The organism is Prosthecobacter sp. (genome assembly GCF_046154365.1).
Classification (GTDB): Bacteria; Verrucomicrobiota; Verrucomicrobiia; order Verrucomicrobiales; family Verrucomicrobiaceae; genus Prosthecobacter.
The window spans coordinates 136,481-154,455 of the sequence record NZ_JBJXFV010000006.1; the positions used below are offsets into that span (position 1 = coordinate 136,481).

Here is a 17,975-nt window from a genome sequence, read left to right on the forward strand (position 1 = left end):
TGCTCAGTGCTCAGTTTTGGCACTGGGGCAGACTGAGCACTTGGCACTGAGCACTTTCCTTCAACTGCCCCCAGACTCCCTCAACCTGCCACCGCAGCCGCCAGCTCGCGCATCGACTGCTGCATGTCCGGCGGGCCGAAGGACGACGTGCCGCAGACGAACAGGTTCGCGCCGTTCTGCTTCGCGATGGGGGCGGTGTGCGTGTAGATGCCGCCATCGACTTCGAGATGGAATTTTAAACCGTGCGCATCGCGGTAATCGCGTGCAGCGGCCAGTTTGGGCATCGTTTCTTGCTCCATGAACGGCTGCCCGCCGAAGCCTGGCACCACGGTCATCACCAGCAGCAGGTCGATGTCCTGAACAAACGGCAGCGCTGCCTCAAACGGCGTGCTTGGATGCAGCGCGATGCCGCATTGCAGCCCGGCGGCACGGATGCGTTTCAGCGTCTCCGTCACCGAAGTGTCGTAGTTTGCTTCGACGTGGATCGTGATGTTTTGCGCACCCGCCTTGATGAACCGGTCAGTATAATGATCCGGACGATGGATCATGAGATGCACATCGAGGAACATGTCCGTGCACTTGCGCACCGTCTCCACCATCTGCGGGCCGAAGGAGATGTTATCGACGAATGCACCGTCCATCACATCCAGATGCAGCCACTTCGCGCCAGCATCCGACGCACGCTTCACTTCAGCGTCGATTTTTGACCAGTCGGCGGCCAGCAGGGAAGGGAGAATGAGGTTCGTCGTGTGATTCATGCCCTGAGATAAGGTTCAAGGTTCAAAGTTCAAGGTTTGAGTTGGTCGCGGAGCCGTTTATAAACCCGCGTGTCCGACACCCTCATCATCAACCCCTTCGACGACGAGCATTTCATGCGCGAGGCGCTGCGGCAGGCCCGCAAGGCCGCCAAACAGGACGAAGTGCCCATCGGGGCCGTGATCGTGCATCAGGGCAATGTCATCGGCCGCGCCTGGAACCAGGTGGAAACACTCAAGGACGCCACCGCCCATGCCGAAATGCTCGCGCTCACTCAGGCTGAGAGCGCTCTCGGCGACTGGCGGCTCAACGAGTGCGATCTCTACGTCACCAAGGAACCCTGTCCCATGTGCGCCGGTGCCATCATGCACTGCCGCGTCCGCCGCGTCATCTTTGGCTGTCCCGATGTCAAAGGCGGTGCCGCCGGCGGCTTCTGGAACCTCCTTCAAGCTCCGAACCTCAACCACCGCACCGAGATCACCTCCGGCGTGCTCAATGACGACTGCGTCCGCATCCTCAAAGAATTCTTCGCCGAAGCCCGTCGCCGCCGTGCGGAAGGATTGGAGCACAAAAAGGGCGCCGCCAAAGGCGGCGATGATGTTGTGGTGTTCGATGGGCCGTGAGCCTCACTCTTCACCCGCAAACGTCGCCACCACCTTCGGCTCGCTGCCGACCTTGATCGCAAACACCTCGCAGCTCGCGGCATAGGCATCGGTGGTGTAGCGCTCGGCGAGGTCTGCGGCGAATTCGTGGAAGGCTTCTTCCCTGGCCGGAAAAACATACAGCGCATGGCGGTCGGGCATGGCGACCCAGATTTCTTTGCCAAACAGCTCCTCGAAAATCTTGGGAAGCGATGGCGCGACGAGCAACGTGGCGAACAACGGCGATTCGCCGCGATAGACCGCGTAGGCGATCCTGCCATCGTCGCCTTTGATGAGTTCGGGCTTGAGCTGGATCAGGCGCTTGTCGGCGGCGGTTTTGGCGCGTGCGGCGAAGGTTTCGATGCTCATGCCGAGTTTGGAGAAGGCTTCCTGCGAGTAAGGCTCGATGCCGCTCGGTGACACGGCGGATTCGCGATACGGCGTGAGCACCGTGGTCTTCGCTCCGGCGGGCGTGATCGAGTACGCCGAGCGCATCGCCTTCGGCTCCGGCATCAGCAGCAGGGTTTCGAGCTTGCGCTCCGTCTGAGCGTGCAAGGCGTTTGCGGCGAGGAGCAGGAGGCAGAAAAGCGGGCGCATGCGATGGATTGTGGCCGGAACTGGCCGTGAAGCAAACCGCCGAAGCATGAAAGTGGTCAGCCCAAATGCTGATGCTGTCTCGGAGCGCCAACGGCGCGTTTCTCCTCAGCCCGGAGTGAAAACTCCGGGATCGCATGCCCCCACACATGATTTCCCCGAAGGTGGAGCGCTTTCAGCGCTGACGTTCTTATTGTTGGCATGTCATGGCGATTTCCCAGGGTTTCACCCTGGGCTGAGGAGAGGCTCGCCCTTGGCGTTCGAGAGGCGCGGAATTTCATACCCGGTCGCGATTGCCTGGGCACTCGCACGAGGACTGGGTACGAAGCAAACCTCCGCTTGCACCTTCGCGCAGCACCGGCTTCATGGGGCGCATGATCGCCTTTCTCCGTGGCCTACTGGCCGAAGCACTGCCGCACCGTGTCACCCTTGATGTCCACGGTGTCGGCTACGTTGCGCTCATTCCGCTGACGACGTTCGACAAGTTGCCGCAGGTCGGTGCCGAGGTGCAGTTGCTCACGCATTACCATGTCACGGACCGCGATCACACGTTGTTCGGCTTCATGACCTCCGACGAGCGCGATCTGTTCCGCCTGCTGATGGACCGCGTGTCCGGCATCGGCCCCAAGATGGCGCTCAGTGTGCTCAGCGGCATGCCCGTGGCCGCATTCAAGGACGCCGTGATCGCCGGGGATGTGAAGGCGCTCTCGCGCATCAAAGGCGTCGGCGGCAAGACTGCCGAGCGCATCGTGCTGGAGTTGAAGGACAAGGTCGGCGTCGTGACGGCCTGGCAGGCCGCACAAACCGCCAAGGGCACGCACGATCCGAAGCAGGAGGCGCAAAGCGATGCCGTGCTCGGTTTGATCGCCCTCGGTTACAAACAGAGCGAGGCGATCAAAGTCGTGAACGAACTCGCCAAGCAGCCTGGGATCGACACAGCGGACAAACTCATTCGCGAAGCGCTGCGCAGCATGAATTGAGGTCGCAGCATGGAGCGCGAGTATGGCGAAGCCTACTCGCCTGTTTAAGGGGGATTCGTGAGCGCTGGCGCTAAAAAGTGGCGAGTAGGCTCCGCCATACTCGCGCTCCGTCACTTCAAACTCTTGATGTATAGAATCAGGCTCTCGATCTGCGAGTCATTCAAGATGCCCGCGTAGATCGGCATGCCGGTGTCGAATTTCTCGAAGCCTTTCACGACCTTGGCGCTCGGATTGGTGATGGACTCGCGCAGGTAGGCTTCGTCGGCCTTGAATTTGCCTTTCTCGCCTTTGGCGATGTCACGTTCGCTGCCGAACAGACCCTTCCAGCTCGGTCCCACCTTGCCGACCAGCGTGCCGTCGGTGCTATGGCAGGCCATGCAGCCGAACATCTGATACATGCGCTCGCCTTCCTCGGCGGTCGGCTTCACGGCGGCCACCACAGCGGCTTTGCGCGGCGTGAGATCGACCTGGATGTCATCGAAGCCTTCTTTCTTCGCATCAAACGTTAGCAGTTCCCATGGCGAGAAGTACGCCGTGTTCTCAGCCTTCAAGCCATCCGCGCTCTTGAGGCCCCAGCCGATGCGCATCTGATGCACGCCTGCTTTCATGTCGGGCAGGCCGACCAACACGCTCATGCCGTCCTTGCTCAGGTAGGCGCTGCTGGCGTTCAGCCATTCCTGGCCGGTGCTGCCATCGAGCTTTAAATGCGGCGAGCCATACTCAGACGTACGCTTGTAGTTCCAGCGTTCGGCGCTGTAGCTGGTGGGATCAGTCGCCAGCTTGGTATCCAGCTTCGCGTTGAAGCGCAGGATGAGGCCCTTGTCCGTCGGCGTGACCTCTTTGAGCAGCACCCGCGGCTGGCGCGTGTAACGCACGCGGGCGAGGCCGCTGATCTTCTTCACCACGGTGCCCCAGACTTGGAAACCGAAGACGTAGAGTTGACCATCCGCCGGATTCACCAGCGCGTTGAGCGTGGGGAAGTCAAATTCTCGCGAAAAGCTGACCACCGCCGCCTGCGGCTTCGCAAAGCGTGCGTTCATGAGCACGCGGAAGAGTTCCGGCCGGTTGTAGCCGATGTGGATGAGTTCATCATTCACCGGCCCCATCTTCGCCCCGACGAGCCAGGTCTGCGTCACGCCACTGGGATTCACCGGATGCGGCAGCCACGTCAGCGGCTCGGTGATCGTCTCGGGATACTGCTCCTTCGGCGCAATCGTCGGCAGATGGCCGTAGAAGTGATGGTCGCGGATGATGTGCAGCGGCGTGGACGGCACATAATTGCCCTGCTGATCACTCGCCGTGACTGCCCCCGTCTGCGGATGCACGCCGATGAACGGCTGCCGTAACCCATAACCAATCACTTCCATCTTCTTCCCATCCGGTGCCACCTTGATCACGGTGCCGTTGTGCTTGCCGAAGGTCGTGCCCCCCTGGCCGCCCTTGGAAATATAGAGTTCGCCATCCGGCCCCAGCTTCATCGAATTCGGAAACTCGCGCGTCTCCGCTGTCTGCGCGAAGAGATTGCAGAACATCTCATAGCGGTCGCACTCACGGTCGTTGTTCGTGTCCACCAGTTTCCAGATGCCGTTGCGGTCGAAGACGAACAAATCAACATTGAACAGTGAACTCTGAACATTGAACTTTGAATTTCCTTCCCGTGTCTTCGACGATTCAATGTTCAATGTTCGTTGTTCAGCGTTCAATGTTCGATGTTCTCGCGGTCTTGCGACGATGCTCATCGGCTCATGCAGCCCGCTCGCAAAGCGCTTCCACGTCACCTTCTCCAAATCGCCCTTCAGGCCCGAGATCAGCCACACATCGCCATCGAAGGTCACACCCGCCGCATCGCCCTGGTCATTGAGAAACGCGATGTCCGCCAGCCGCACGTTGCGTTTCCACGGATTCTCGAAGGGCAGAGGGATGTCATCGATGACGTAGGCGTCGGGTTTCTGAGAGAGCGTGGCTTTGGTGGTGATGATTTGAGGCCATTTTGCGTCCTTTTCTCCTGAGTGTGGGTGAGAAGTGGTTTCTCCATCTTCGATGTGTTTTCCGATGCTGATGCCAAATTCAAACTCAGAGTTCGACGGGGGTAACTTAACGTACTGCAATCCATTCATACTCTGCATCTTTAAACCGGTGGAACTCGCGCAGAGCACTTCCAAAGAGTGGCCACTACTGCCGGCAAGCACAGTCAAAGCTTCTTTATGAGGCAGCACATGGAACCATCGAGTCATATGTTTCCCATCAGAACCACCTCTCGCCACCCACTCAGTGATCTTCACATCGCCAATCGAATACTCCAAGTCGATGCCGACAGGTCTTTGAGATGAAATGGCATGAAACTGTCCCGAAGGCCCTCTTCCCACCTCCTCCTTGCTCGGCGCAGGTTCTCTTGGATCGGTGAAGCTCGGTTTGTCACCAACCTGCCATCCCGGATAGATGCAATTCGACAGCCAAACCTTCCCAATCGGCTTCGGCAGGAAGTCTTGACCGTCCTTGGTCTTCTGTCCGGCGATGTGATAGGAGCCCGGTGCGAGCGCTTCGGGTGTGACCGGCGGTTTGCCCTCTTCGCCCTCCCAGATGCAGGCGATGCGGAGGAGGTCGGTGTCGAAGCAGGCCCAGAGATTGTGGCCGAGGTTCAGGATGAGGCCGCGGGGCGTGAGATTGTCCTTCGGAAAGCCTTCACCGACATCGCGGGCATCCAGCACGCTGCTGAAGAACGGGAAGTCCTTTTCCACGAAATCGCCCCACGGCGAGGGCGTGGCGGGTGTGTTGGCCTTTTGAGCGACGAGCGAGGTGGTGAGGGCGAGGAGCGCGAGAAGCGCACGGAATTTCATGACGGGACAGAACAGGCGAGGCGGGTGCGATCTGTCAAGACATGGAGTGGGGAGTGAAGGGTTATGGGTTAAGTGTTATGAGTTAGGGGCGCTCAAGCTCCCAACTCATAACCTCTAACTCATAACACTCATCTTTACACCGCCACGCAATGCACCTTGCTGATGCCCTGGATCTTCTCGAGTTCAGCGAGGACTTCAGCGCTCGGCGCGGAGTCGAGGGTGAGTAGCGTGAAGGCTTTGCCGCTCTCTTTGTCGCGGCTGAGGCTCATGTCGGCGATGTTGACCTGATTTTTGCCGAGCGTGGTGCTGTAGGCGGCGATCATGCCGGGGCGGTCGATGTTTTCGATGAAGAGCAGCGTGCCTTCCGGGCGGGCCTCGATGCGGTGGCTATTGACCTTGACGATGCGCGGCTCGTTGCCAAAGAAGGTGCCGGAGATGCTGGCGGAGTCGTTGCTGTCGTTGCGGGCGATGACTTCGATGAGGTCAGTGAACTCGCTGGCTTCAGTGAGGCGGCTTTCGGTGAAGCGGAGGCCGAGGTTTTCAGCGACACCGTTGGCGTTGATGTAATTGACCTGTTCAGCGCCGACAGCGCGTTCGAGGAAGCCTTTCAAAACGGCACGCGAGATGAGCGTGGTGTCGCCGCTGCCGACTTTGCCGCTGTAGTTGATGCGGACGACGTTGGAGCGTGCCGGAGCAAATTGGGAGACGAGGCGGCCAAGAAGTTCGCCGAATTTAAGGAAGGGGCCGATCTCGGCGAGCACCTTGGGATCGACGTTGGGCATGTTGACCGCGTTGACGACGGTGCCTTGCAGCAGATGCGCCTTGATGACCTCGGCGATCTCGATGCCGACGTTTTCCTGCGCTTCTTCGGTGGAAGCACCAAGATGCGGAGTGAAGACGGTGTTCGGGGCCTTGAGCAGCGGGTAATCGGCGGGCGGTGGCTCGACTTCGAAGACGTCGAGGGCGGCTCCGGCGATGGTGCCGGCGGTAAGCGCCTCGGCGAGTGCGGCGTCGTCGATGAGGCCACCGCGAGCGCAGTTGATGATGCGGACGGTTTTCTTGAGCGAAGCGAGGCGCTTGGCATTGATCATGTGCTTCGTCTCGGGCGTGAGCGGCATGTGCATCGTGATGTAATCGGCCTGCACGATGGCGGCGTCGAGGTCTTCGCACAGCGTCACACCGAGGCTTTCGGCGCGATTCTTGGACAAATACGGATCGTAGGCGACGACGCTCATGCCGAAGGCCTTGGCGCGCTTGGCGAACTCCGCACCGATGCGGCCCATGCCGAGGACGACGAGGGTTTTGCCATAGACTTCGGTGCCCTGGAAGCTTTTGCGGTCCCACTTGCCGCTGACGATGGTGGCGTGGGCCTGCGGGGTCTTGCGGGAGAGGGCCATCATCAAGGTGAAGGCCTGCTCGGCGGTGGAGATGGTGTTGCCGCCGGGAGTGTTCATGACGACGACACCACGCTTGCTGGCGACGGGCACGTCGATGTTATCGACGCCGACACCGGCACGGCCGATGACTTTGAGGTTTGGGGCGGCTTCGAGCACCTTGGCGGTCACTTTGGCACCGCTGCGGACGATGATGGCGTGGGCGGTGCGGGAGGCCTCGATCATCTTGTCCTCGGCCTTGAGGTCCATGTCCACCGTGACGGAGAAAGACGGCTCCGCTTTGAGCAGGTCGATGCCTTTGCTCGAAATGGGGTCGTTGTTGCCGGCGATGAGGATGTTGAACAGGGACATGGGGAGGTTGGGGGGAAGGGGCGCGCAGACTAGCCGCCTTTCTTCCTCGCTCAAGAAGCAATGCGTGCTGGACAGAACACCGGCGTGAGCGGATGTATAAGCCCATGTTTGCAGGAATTTTGTCAGCAACAGCAACGCTCGCCATGACCGGCCCTATTGTGCTTGATCAACAGGTCGCCGGTATCGCCGCGACCATCCTCTTGCTGCCGCCACTGGTCACTTGGCTGGTGATGCGCAGCAAATCCAAGCGCCATCAGGCCGAAGCCGCTGCCGCTTTGGCACAACAACGTGCCGAAGCCGAGGCGACGCTGCAAGCTGAGCAGGCCAAGGCCACGGCACAGAATGCGGCGGACAAAAAAGCCAGTGCCGAAGCCGGCACACGCTACGCCGATCTCGAACAGCGCTTTGCCACGCATCGTGAAGTGGCCGACCGCCGTGGGAATGATGCTTCGCAGCAGATCACGCGACTGGAGAGCGAACTCGCCGCGACACGCGAACTCGCCGCGCAACTCCTGCCCACGCAGTCTCGCATCAAGGATCTCGAAACCGCGCTGGCCGCCGAGCAGGGCCGCGTGAAGGCGCAGGATCAGGCCATCGAGGCCACGAACGCCCGTGCCGCCGACATGGAGAAGCGCCTCGCCGATGCGCAGGATCTGCTGCTCAAGCACAAATCGGAGATGATCGAGTGCGAAGTCGAATTGAAGAAGGTGCATGCCGAACATGCCGCTTATGCCGCCGCCGGCGGCATCGAAGGTGAACTGGTGAAGGCCCGCGAAGCCAATCACCAGGCCGAAGCGAAGATTGTCCAGCTTCAGCGCGGATTGAAGGCCGCCGAGGCTCGCGTCGAGATGGTGCAGAAGGAATTCATGAACGCCGTTGGCCTGGCATCGGCTCCCACGCCGGGTGCTGCGGCCAGTACAGCCTCCACCGACAAAAAGGTGCGCGATCTCGAAGAAAAACTGGCCCAGTTGGAAACCGAGTCGCGCAAGCGCACGCGCGAAGACGGCTACAAGATTGCGGAACTTGAATACCGCCTGAGCGAGGCGCTGGAGGCTGCGAACAAGCAAGCAGTGGTAGTCAAAGAAGAACCGAAGGTCGAAGCACCGCCGCCTGCACCCGTGGTGACTGAAGCACCTGTGACAGCGGTTGAGGTCGAACCAGCTCTTGTCACTGAAATGCCAGAGCCAGTGATTGAAGTTGCTCCAATTGTTGTGGCTGAAGAAGCGCCAGCCGTGGAGGCAGGGCCATCGACTGTGGTTGAAACGCTTGCGCCTGAGATTGTGTCTGCTCCTGAAGTGGCGGTTTCTCCACCTGCGACCGCCAAGACTGTTGACGATACCGTTGTCTGAGGAAACACGGATTTACACCGCCGAGATTTGGTGAACGCGGAGAAAAATCTTTCCGAATCAATCCTCTGCGTGGGTGTGTCGCTGGAATGATGTCGTAGGTCGGGTGCGGCGACAGCCCGCCCGACTCTTGAGCGCTCGCCCGGCCAGCGGCCGCCCAAAAGACGAGCGGGCTAACGCCACACTCATCCTGCATTCTTCCTGCGACGCCCCCTTCTGCGTTCTCCGAATCTCGGCGGTGCATCATTTATCAGCGTCTCCCAAGGGGCGGGGACTGCTCAGTTGACGCAACTTTCGGAGCCGTGCGATTTCGCGATTGCTTCGCGCCGGATGCATCGTTCTACTGGCCGCATGAAGTCCAACCTCGCCCTCCTTCTTTTCCTCGGCATCAGCAGTACCGCCTTCACCGCTCCTGATTGGAGCCGTTTCCGTGGTCCGAATGGTTCCGGCCTCGCTGAAACCACCGGTTTGCCATCCGTGGTCGATGACAGTACGACGCTGTGGAAGGTGCCGGTGGGCAAAGGCTGGTCTTCGCCGGTGCTGTGGGGCGACATGGTCGTCGTAACGGCCGAAACCGCCGCGAACAAGCGTGCGGTGATCGCCTTCTCCGGCAAAGACGGCAAGGAACTCTGGCGGCATGAGGAGGAGTTCGTGCCGCATCAGATTCACAAGACCTACAACACCTTCGCCAGCAGTTCCGCCTTCATCGACGCCGAACGCATCTACATCAACTGGAGCACCGGCACGAACATCCAGGCTCTCGCATTGGATCACGCCGGCAAGCTGGTGTGGAAAAACGATCATGTGGCCGATTACATCCACGAGCACGGCACCGGCATCTCGCCCATCGTCGCCGATGGCATCATGATCGTGCGCAGTGAGTTCGACTGGCAGCGCGACGGCAAAATTTACACCGAAGATCCCGCGCAGCAGAAGTGGAAGGCCTGCATCGTCGGTCTCGACGCCAAGACGGGGAAACAGGTGTGGAAACTCGAAATCCCCAACTGCCTCAACACCTTCTCCACGCCGGTCGTGCATGCTTTAAAGAACGGTAAGAAAGAAGTGATCTGTGCGGACACCGGCAGCGGCGTCATGGGCATCGACCTCAAGACGGGCAAGATCAACTGGCAGCACAACCCCGGCTACAGCCAGCGCAGCCTCGGCTCCGGCGTGCTCAGCGATGACTTCTACTTCTGCACGTTCGGCACCGGCGGCGGTGTGAAGGAAATCGCCGCGCTCGACCTCAAGAGTGGCAAACCAGCGTCCGTGGCCTTCGATATTCCCAAAGGTCTGCCCTATGTGCCTTCACCGCTCGTTATCGGCGACAACATGTATCTCCTCGGCGACGGCGGCATCCTGCGCTGCGTTGAGTTCAAGACCGGCAAGGTCATCTATGAAGAGCGTGTCGAAGGCACCGCCGGCAGCGCCAAGTTCTTCAGCAGCCCCGTTGCTGGCGACGGCAAAATCTTCTGCGCCAGCCAGCAGGGTGATCTCATCGTTATCAAGGCCGGTACGAAGTTCGAAAAACTCGCCGCCAGCAAGCTCGACGGCCCCGTGAACTCCGTTCCCGCCATCGGCGACAAGCGTCTCTTCGTCCGCACGGCCAATTCGCTCTATTGCATCGGTGCCAAGGGGCAGCCGGTGCCGTGAGGTGGGCCTACAGCGTTGCGCATCTGTGATCTTGGGTCAAAGTCTGCCTAATGAACAAGCAAAACCCATTTCCAGGCATGAATCCGTTCATGGAACGGACTTGGCCGGATGTGCATCTCACGCTGATCGCCTACATTCGAGAACTGTTGGGAAGCGAACTGCCGGACGACCTGCAGGCCAAAGGCGAACTGCGCATTGATGTGAGCGGCAGTGAGTCCCGCCACTTCATACCTGATGTAGCGATTTTGAGTGATGAACGCTGGAAGCATGGCCTGCCGCCTGTGTGGTCACCTGATCCAGGCGCCCAGGTGCTCACCGTCACCGAGCCGGAACTGCTGGAAGCTGACGAAGAAAAAAATCGCTGGGTCAGCATCTACAGTGACCACGGAGAGCTGATCACCGTGATCGAAGTGCTCAGCCCGACGAACAAAACCACTCAGCGTGATGATTACACCTTCAAGCGTGGCGATTACCTCGCTGCAGGCGTTAACGTGGTGGAGATTGATCTGCTGCGGCAGGGGGCGCTCACGGTCAATCTGCGCGGCACCGAGTATGAGGAGCGTGAGGAGCGCCGTCGCAAGGAAGAGCACTATTCCATCTGCACCACTCGTCCTGCCTATCCGCGCCGTCGCGAATACTATGACTGCCCGCTGCGGCAGAAACTGCCCGTCATCCGCATTCCGCTGCGCCACACTGATCCTGATGTGCCGCTCGACATTCAGGCGCTGATTAACCGCTGCTATGAAAGCGGCCGCTACTGGAAGCTTGACTATCGCGCTCCGCTCTCACCGCCGCTGTCTGCGGAGGATGCGGCATGGGCGAATGATTGCCTCAAGACCGCAGGGCTGGGCTGACAAGCTCAATGCCTGAAAACGCCACGAACGACTTCGACAGAGTCATCAAGGTGAGCCATGCCACAGACGAGGCTGCCGATGGCCAGACCAGAGGTGCCTGGTGCTTCAGCCGCAGATGGATGCAGCGGCAGTGCGGCAGGCGCGAACACCGGCGTGGAAGCCGTGAGCGGCGGTGCCTGCGGCGGGACCAGTTTTGACAGCGGCTCCCATTCGGCCAAGCCCTCATGCCAGCCGAGGTCGGTGGGCTTGAGTTCGCCTACGACGAGGCGGCGATAGACTTCATCCCGGTCAAACGGGCCGGTTTTCTCGCCATTTTGGGCGACGTGGAATTGCATGGGGCATTGAGGGGGCGCTGAGGTTGGATTGCGATCGCAGCAGGCATAGCCGAATTCACTGCGGTGGCACAATCACGAAATGCAGCCCGTTCCATCAATCCCGCTCATGCCAGCCATGAGCAAAATCTCCTTTGCCAAGGCGGAGGGGGCGGTTATGTCTGCCGCCCCAAATTATGAGCAAAAAAAGTGACTTCGGATTGATCGGCCTCGCGGTGATGGGCCAAAACCTCGTTCTCAACGTCGAAAGCCGCGGCTTCCAGGTGAGCGTCTATAACCGCACCACCAGCGTGACGGATGAATTCCTCGCCAAGCATCCCGGCAAAGCCCTCGTCGGCGCCAAGACCCTCGAAGAGTTCGTCGATAGCCTCGCTTTGCCCCGCAAGATCCACATCATGGTGAAATCCACTGCCGTGAAGGACAGCGACCGTGACGCCGTGGACGCTGTGATTGAGCAGCTCATCCCGCTCCTCGCCAAGGACGACATCATCATCGACGGCGGCAACAGCTTCTACCAGACTACTGAGCGTCGCGACGCTTACCTTGCCGATAAAGGCCTGCGCTTCATCGGTGCTGGCGTCTCCGGCGGTGAAGAGGGTGCCCGCAAAGGCCCAAGCATCATGCCTGGCGGCCCTGCATCGACGTGGGAAGTGATGAAGCCCATCTTTGAAAGCATCGCCGCGAAGGTCGATGGCGAGCCCTGTGTCATCCACATCGGTCCCGGCGGTGCCGGTCACTACGTGAAGATGATCCACAACGGCATCGAATACGGCGACATGCAGCTCATCTGCGAAGCCTACAACATCTTTAAGCACGCCGGCTTCACCACCGACGAGATGGCCGCCATCTTCAACGAATGGAACGAGGGCGACATGCAGAGCTACCTCATCCAGATCTCCGGCAAAGCCCTCGAACAGAAGGATCCCGAGACCGGCAAATCCGTCGTCGAACTCATCGTCGATAAGGCCGGCCAGAAGGGCACTGGTCAATGGACGCTCATGAACGCCGCCGAAAACGCCGTCGTCATCAGCACCATCAACGCCGCTGTCGAAGCGCGTATTTTGTCCTCGCAGAAGAAGCAACGCGTAGCCGCCAGCACGCAACTCACCGGCCCGAAGGTGAACATCACCACCGCCAAGGCCGACCTTGTGAAGAAAGTTCACGACGCCCTCTACGCCTCCAAGATCATCAGCTACGCGCAGGGCCTCGACCTCGTCAAAACCATGGGCGAGAAGAAGAACTGGGGCCTCGACCTCGGTCGCATCGCCAGCATCTGGCGCGGCGGTTGCATCATCCGTGCCCGCTTCCTCAACCGCATCACCGACGCCTACCGCACCAACGCCAGCCTCGCCAACCTCATGCTCGATCCGTTCTTCAAGGACGTGCTCAGCCAGACCCAGCAGAACTGGCGCGAAGTGGTGTCCATCGCCACGCTCAACGGCATCCCATGCCCCGCGTTCAGCGCCTCCCTCGGCTACTACGACAGCTACCGCGCCGAACGCCTCCCCGCGAACCTCCTCCAGGCTCAGCGCGACTTCTTCGGTGCCCACACCTATGAGCGCACGGACAAGCCTGAGGGACAGATGTTCCACACGGAGTGGCCGGAGGTGATTGGCTAACGATCGTCGTTCAGGGATCGCTTCGCGGCTTTGCAGCAGCCCGTTCTTCATCTCAAAAAGCGGCTGGCGCTACCAGCCGCTTTTTTATGCAAACATGCCCTCAGAGTGCGTTTTTCTCCCGCTATGAAATTCATCGCACTCTTCCTCAGCCTCGCTTCCCCGCTCCTTGCGCAGGACGCTCTCAAATCCGCCCTCGTCTTCCACGCATCCTTCGACGCTTCGCTGAACGCCGACCTGAGCACGGGCAGCAAGGACTGCGTGATCAAGAACGGCAAAGATCTCGTGCCCTGCGTGCCGAACGACGAGGTGAAACTCGTCACCACCGGCGGGAAGTTTGGCGGCTGCATTCACTTTCCGAAAAAGGGCACCACACGACCGCAGTTCAGCGGCGTGAACGTGCTGGGCTACAATGACAAGTCATGGAGCACGACGGTATCAGTGTGGCTGCGGCTGACGCCGGATGAAGATCTTGAGCCAGGCTACTGCGATCCGGTGCAGATCACGGGTGACGATGTAAAGAAGGGCTACATCTTCCTGGAATTCTCAAAAGACGAGACGCCGCGCTTCTTCCGCTATGCGGTGCGCCCGCTGTTTCCCATCTGGAACCCGACGAACGTGCCGTGGGCGGACATTCCCTTCGAGAAACGTCCGATGGTGCAGGTGGCGAAGCCGCCCTTCACACGGGATGCCTGGACGCATGTGGTCTTCACGCTCTCGAACGTGAACAACAAGGCTGGGAAGCCGAGTGGCAGTCTCTTTCTCAATGGCAAGCTGCAAGGCCGCATCGAGAACTGGGATCTGACCTTCGGCTGGGATCCAGCGAGCGTGGCACTGGTGCTCGGAGCCTCCTATGTCGGCCATCAGGACGATCTGGCGGTGTTTGATCGTGCGCTGAGCGATGCGGAGGTGGAACGGCTGTTCAAACTCGAAGGCGGTGTGGCGAGTTTGCGCTGATGTGAGTGGATTTACTCCATCCGCACAGCGGCACACACCATCTCCAGCACACGTCCGAGCGAAGCGGCGCCGCTGCCTTCCATGAAGGCGTTGCCGGGGATGGGCTGCCAGTTGTCGCGGTCATGTTTTTGCTCGGGCTGGGGAATGCGGGTGAGCGTGGGATCATACTGGCCGTCTTTGCCGCCGAGTTTGTAGATCACTAAATCAAGCGAAGGCACGACGTAGAGGCAGAAGCCGCCCGCACCGGATTTCCAGAATGCATCCTTCGGTGCTCCAGCGACATGGCCGTCGGCGTTGTGCTCGAACTGGAGACTGAACGGAGTGTGCGGATTGTAGGGGCTCCACGTCTGGCACTTCTTGATGTAGTCGGGCGGAACAAGCTGCTGGCCCTTCCACTTGCCCTGCTGGGCGAGGCAGTAGCCGAAACGCAGCGCATCGGTGGCATGCAGCGCGGTGCTGCCGGCGCCGTTGGCATGGGGCATGACGAAATCACCGCGATGCAGGCAGTAATCCCACGCGCCCCAGCCCTGCGGCTTGGCAAGACGTTCGTTGATGAAATCCTTCAACTCCATGCCGCTCACATTGCGCAGCACGATGCTGGCGATGTGCGGGGAAGGGGAGGAATACGAGTAGCCAGCACCGGGATCACACCACAGCGGCACATCGAGCGAGGACTTGTCGAGATCCTTGATGTTCTGGCCGGGCACTGCCTTGAGCTGCTGCGGTTTCGGATCGCCTTTGACGTAGCCGGTCGGCGTTTGCCCTTCACCCCAGTAACCGCCAGTCATAGATAGAAGCTGGCCGAGCGTGATGTTCGCTTTGCGCGGATCATTCAGCGGAAAGGCCTGCGGCAGATATTTTTCCGTGAAAACCTTCGTGTCGAGGCCCTCGGGAATCTTGTCTTTGAACTCATTCAGCATGATGCCGCAGGCGATGCTGCAAAAGCCCTTGCCGGTGGAGGCCATGTCGGGATTTGCGTTGCGACTGGCGCGACCGAAGTAGCGCTCGAAGACAAGATAGCCTTGGTGGACGACGAGGAGGCCGCCATTGCCGGTGGAGCGCTCCGTGATCGTGTAAGCAGGCTCCAACTTTACCAAATCCATGCCAGCCTGCTCGCGCATGGCTTTTTCTGTCTTCGCCTCACGCCAGCCACCTTCGCTGTCAGGTGGCGGGAAGTAAGTGTCGGAGGCGTGGAGTGCTGCGGTGGTGAAAATGAGCGTGGCGAGCAGTTTGGCATTCATGCGATCAGCATGAACGGGATCAGTTTGTGTTGCCAGCAAAAGCCGCTGGCCCGGTGCGTTCGTCGCGTCTGTTCATGGCGTGGGATGCTGGCGGGGAATACAATGTGTGGCATGTGGGTTGCAGCGGACCTGTTCCCCGCTATGAAATCGCCTCCAACCCAACCCCAGAATCCGTCCCAGCCTCTCCTCATGAGCACCGCCCGCGTCCTCCTTACCACCACGTCATTCCAGGACACTCCCGGCATCCATCACGGCATGTTGGACAAGACCGGATTCGAGATCGTCCGCGAGCGTGGCCCGCTTCCTGAGAGCCGCATGTTGGAGCTTGCTGGCAATTTTGATGCCTATCTTTGCGGAGACGATGCATTCACCCGTGCCGTCATTCAAAAGTCCCTGCCACGTCTCAAGGTCATCTCGAAATACGGCATCGGCCTCGACAAGATCGACTTGAAGGCCGCCACCGACCTCAAGGTGCCCGTGCTCTTCACGCCCGGTGTAAACCACACCACCGTCGCCGAGCACACCTTTGCCCTCCTGCTCGCCGTCGTCCGCAACCTCGTGGTTGAAGCCAATCACGTCGCTGCCGGTAACTGGACGCGCATCACCGGCAACGAACTCTGCGGCAAGACGCTCCTGCTCGTCGGCCTTGGCCGCATCTCCAAGGAGGTCGCGATCCGCGCCCGCGCTTTCGGCCTGCGTGTTCTCGTTTACGCCAACTACTGGGAGGAAGATTTCGCCCGCTGGTATGACCTGGAGCGCGTCGAAGACCTCGACGAGGGCCTCAAACAGGCTGACTTCATCTCGCTCCACACCAAGCTCACCGAAAAGACCAAGGGCCTCATCGACGCCCGTCGCATCGGCCTGCTCAAATCCGGTGCCGTCATCGTCAACACTGGTCGCGGCGAACTCATCTCGCTCGCCCCGCTCGTCGAGGCCATCAAGGCTGGCAAAATTCGTTACGGTGCCGACGTGCTCGACCAGGAGCCGCCGCCCGCCGATCATCCGCTCCTCGGCCTCCCCGGCACCGTGCTCACGCCGCACATCGGCAGCCGAACGCACGAAAGCGTGCAGCGCCAAGCCAGTTGCGCCGTGGAAAACCTCACGCGATTCCTCGCCGGCAAAGAGCCCATCGCCCGCGCCAACCCGTTCTGATTTGCAGTTTCCTTCATCCAACCATCATCCCTTTCCCAAACCATGAGCCTCACCATTAAACCTCGCGAAACCTGCGCCTTCGATCAAATCTCGCTCGGCGAAGTCATGCTCCGTCTCGATCCCGGCGAGGGCCGGATCCGCACCGCCCGTGAATTCAAAGCGTGGGAAGGCGGCGGCGAGTACAACACCTCGCGTGGTTTGAGGAAGTGCTTCGGCTACAAGACAGCCGTCGTCACCGCCTTCGTGGACAACGAGATCGGCCATCTCATCGAGGACTTCATCATGCAGGGCGGAGTCGCCACCGACTTCATCAAGTGGCGCGAGGATGACGGCATTGGCCGCACCGTCCGCAACGGCCTGAATTTCACCGAGCGCGGCTTCGGCATTCGCGGTGCTGTTGGCAATCCCGACCGTGGCAACACCGCTGCCTCGCAGCTCAAGCCCGGCGACATCGACTGGGATCATATCTTCGGCAAACTCGGCGTCCGCTGGTTTCACACCGGCGGCATCTTCGCCGCGCTCTCCGCCACGACCGCTGAACTGACCGTCGAAGCCGTGAAGGCTGCCAACAAGCACGGCACGATCGTTAGCTACGATTTGAATTATCGCCCATCGCTCTGGAAGACCATCGGCGGCCTCAAGAAGGCGCAGGAGGTCAATCGCGAGATCGCGAAGTATGTCGATGTCATGATCGGCAACGAGGAGGACTTCACCGCGTCGCTCGGCTTCGCCGTCAAAGGTCAGGAAACGCTTGGCCACATCGAGACTGATGCTTTCAAGGCGATGATCGAGACCGCCGTGAAGGAGTTCAGCAACTTCAAGGTCGCGGCGACCACGCTGCGTCACGTCATCACCGCCACCAAGAACGACTGGAGCGCCATTCTCTGGCACGACGGGAAGTTTCACGAGAGCCGCCAGTATCCCGGCCTCGAGATCCTCGACCGCGTCGGCGGCGGCGACAGCTTCGCCTCCGGCGTGCAGTTCGGTTTCATGGAGTTCAACGACGCCCAGAAGGCGGTCGAATACGGAGCTGCCCACGGCGCCCTCGCCTCCACGACCCCCGGTGACACCTCAATGGCGACCCGCAAGGAAGTCGAAAAGACGATCGTTGGTGCAGGCGCACGTGTCGTGCGGTAACACCGGCGTCTCCGCCTGTGCGTCGTTCCAGTTCTAGCATGTGTCTGTGTGCGTTTTGTCACGCTGAAGCGTGAACAACGCACGAGAGACTCTTGCGAGGCCGGTATGAGCCGCTACTCTCCGCGCCCCATGGCATC

15 protein-coding genes are annotated in these 17,975 nt (G+C 60.2%); 9 read left to right on the forward strand and 6 right to left on the reverse strand.

The window, feature by feature from the left end:
* Positions 1-80: 80 nt before the first annotated feature.
* Positions 81-758 carry a ribulose-phosphate 3-epimerase gene (gene rpe, locus ACKVY0_RS00795; RefSeq protein ID WP_409212873.1) on the reverse strand — a complete coding sequence of 226 codons (678 nt, stop codon included), beginning with the start codon at positions 756-758 and terminating at the stop codon, positions 81-83.
* Positions 759-827: 69 nt separating this feature from the next.
* Between rpe and tadA the strand changes: the two genes are divergently transcribed.
* Complete coding sequence (tadA, locus tag ACKVY0_RS00800; RefSeq protein ID WP_409212874.1) at positions 828-1,379, forward strand: tRNA adenosine(34) deaminase TadA; 552 nt, start codon at positions 828-830, stop codon at positions 1,377-1,379.
* A gap of 3 nt (positions 1,380-1,382) precedes the next feature.
* On the opposite strand, the gene ACKVY0_RS00805 is transcribed toward tadA, so the two are convergent.
* Positions 1,383-1,994 (reverse strand): hypothetical protein, encoded by a 612-nt coding sequence (locus ACKVY0_RS00805; RefSeq protein WP_409212875.1) that lies wholly within the window; start codon positions 1,992-1,994, stop codon positions 1,383-1,385.
* A gap of 371 nt (positions 1,995-2,365) precedes the next feature.
* Here ACKVY0_RS00805 and ruvA point away from each other — a divergent pair, with 371 nt between their 5' ends.
* A complete protein-coding gene (gene ruvA, locus ACKVY0_RS00810; RefSeq protein ID WP_409212876.1) occupies positions 2,366-2,971 on the forward strand; it encodes a Holliday junction branch migration protein RuvA in 606 nt (201 codons plus the stop codon).
* Between the two features lie 110 nt (positions 2,972-3,081).
* Here the strand turns inward: ruvA and ACKVY0_RS00815 are convergent, their stop codons facing one another.
* Positions 3,082-5,808: a DUF6797 domain-containing protein gene (locus ACKVY0_RS00815; protein ID WP_409212877.1), complete on the reverse strand. Its 2,727-nt coding sequence runs from the start codon at positions 5,806-5,808 to the stop codon at positions 3,082-3,084.
* Between the two features lie 134 nt (positions 5,809-5,942).
* A complete protein-coding gene (gene serA, locus ACKVY0_RS00820; protein WP_409212878.1) occupies positions 5,943-7,553 on the reverse strand; it encodes a phosphoglycerate dehydrogenase in 1,611 nt (536 codons plus the stop codon).
* A gap of 143 nt (positions 7,554-7,696) precedes the next feature.
* On the opposite strand from serA, the gene ACKVY0_RS00825 reads away from it, so the two are divergent.
* The 3 genes from ACKVY0_RS00825 (at position 7,697) to ACKVY0_RS00835 (ending at position 11,403) form a co-directional block, all read left to right on the forward strand.
* On the forward strand, positions 7,697-8,902 hold the full coding sequence (locus ACKVY0_RS00825; RefSeq protein ID WP_409212879.1) for a hypothetical protein: 1,206 nt from the start codon (positions 7,697-7,699) through the stop codon (positions 8,900-8,902).
* Positions 8,903-9,250: 348 nt separating this feature from the next.
* Positions 9,251-10,549 carry a PQQ-binding-like beta-propeller repeat protein gene (locus tag ACKVY0_RS00830; RefSeq protein WP_409212880.1) on the forward strand — a complete coding sequence of 433 codons (1,299 nt, stop codon included), beginning with the start codon at positions 9,251-9,253 and terminating at the stop codon, positions 10,547-10,549.
* Positions 10,550-10,599: 50 nt separating this feature from the next.
* Positions 10,600-11,403, forward strand: a complete 804-nt coding sequence (locus ACKVY0_RS00835) for a DUF4058 family protein (protein ID WP_409212881.1) — start codon at positions 10,600-10,602, stop codon at positions 11,401-11,403.
* A 5-nt stretch (positions 11,404-11,408) separates the two neighbouring features.
* On the opposite strand, the gene ACKVY0_RS00840 is transcribed toward ACKVY0_RS00835, so the two are convergent.
* A complete protein-coding gene (locus ACKVY0_RS00840) occupies positions 11,409-11,738 on the reverse strand; it encodes a DUF4339 domain-containing protein (protein WP_409212882.1) in 330 nt (109 codons plus the stop codon).
* 173 nt (positions 11,739-11,911) lie between these two features.
* On the opposite strand from ACKVY0_RS00840, the gene gnd reads away from it, so the two are divergent.
* Both gnd and ACKVY0_RS00850 read left to right on the forward strand, forming a co-directional pair.
* Complete coding sequence (gene gnd / locus ACKVY0_RS00845) at positions 11,912-13,354, forward strand: decarboxylating NADP(+)-dependent phosphogluconate dehydrogenase (RefSeq protein ID WP_409212883.1); 1,443 nt, start codon at positions 11,912-11,914, stop codon at positions 13,352-13,354.
* 123 nt (positions 13,355-13,477) lie between these two features.
* On the forward strand, positions 13,478-14,308 hold the full coding sequence (locus tag ACKVY0_RS00850; protein WP_409212884.1) for a LamG-like jellyroll fold domain-containing protein: 831 nt from the start codon (positions 13,478-13,480) through the stop codon (positions 14,306-14,308).
* 11 nt (positions 14,309-14,319) lie between these two features.
* On the opposite strand, the gene ACKVY0_RS00855 is transcribed toward ACKVY0_RS00850, so the two are convergent.
* Entirely contained in the window at positions 14,320-15,549 is a 1,230-nt protein-coding gene (locus tag ACKVY0_RS00855; protein ID WP_409212885.1) for a serine hydrolase domain-containing protein, read from the reverse strand.
* A gap of 189 nt (positions 15,550-15,738) precedes the next feature.
* Here ACKVY0_RS00855 and ACKVY0_RS00860 point away from each other — a divergent pair, with 189 nt between their 5' ends.
* Together ACKVY0_RS00860 and ACKVY0_RS00865 are read left to right on the forward strand one after the other, a co-directional pair.
* Entirely contained in the window at positions 15,739-16,701 is a 963-nt protein-coding gene (locus tag ACKVY0_RS00860; RefSeq protein ID WP_409212886.1) for a phosphoglycerate dehydrogenase, read from the forward strand.
* Between the two features lie 42 nt (positions 16,702-16,743).
* Positions 16,744-17,838 (forward strand): PfkB family carbohydrate kinase, encoded by a 1,095-nt coding sequence (locus ACKVY0_RS00865; RefSeq protein ID WP_409212887.1) that lies wholly within the window; start codon positions 16,744-16,746, stop codon positions 17,836-17,838.
* Positions 17,839-17,975: the final 137 nt, after the last annotated feature.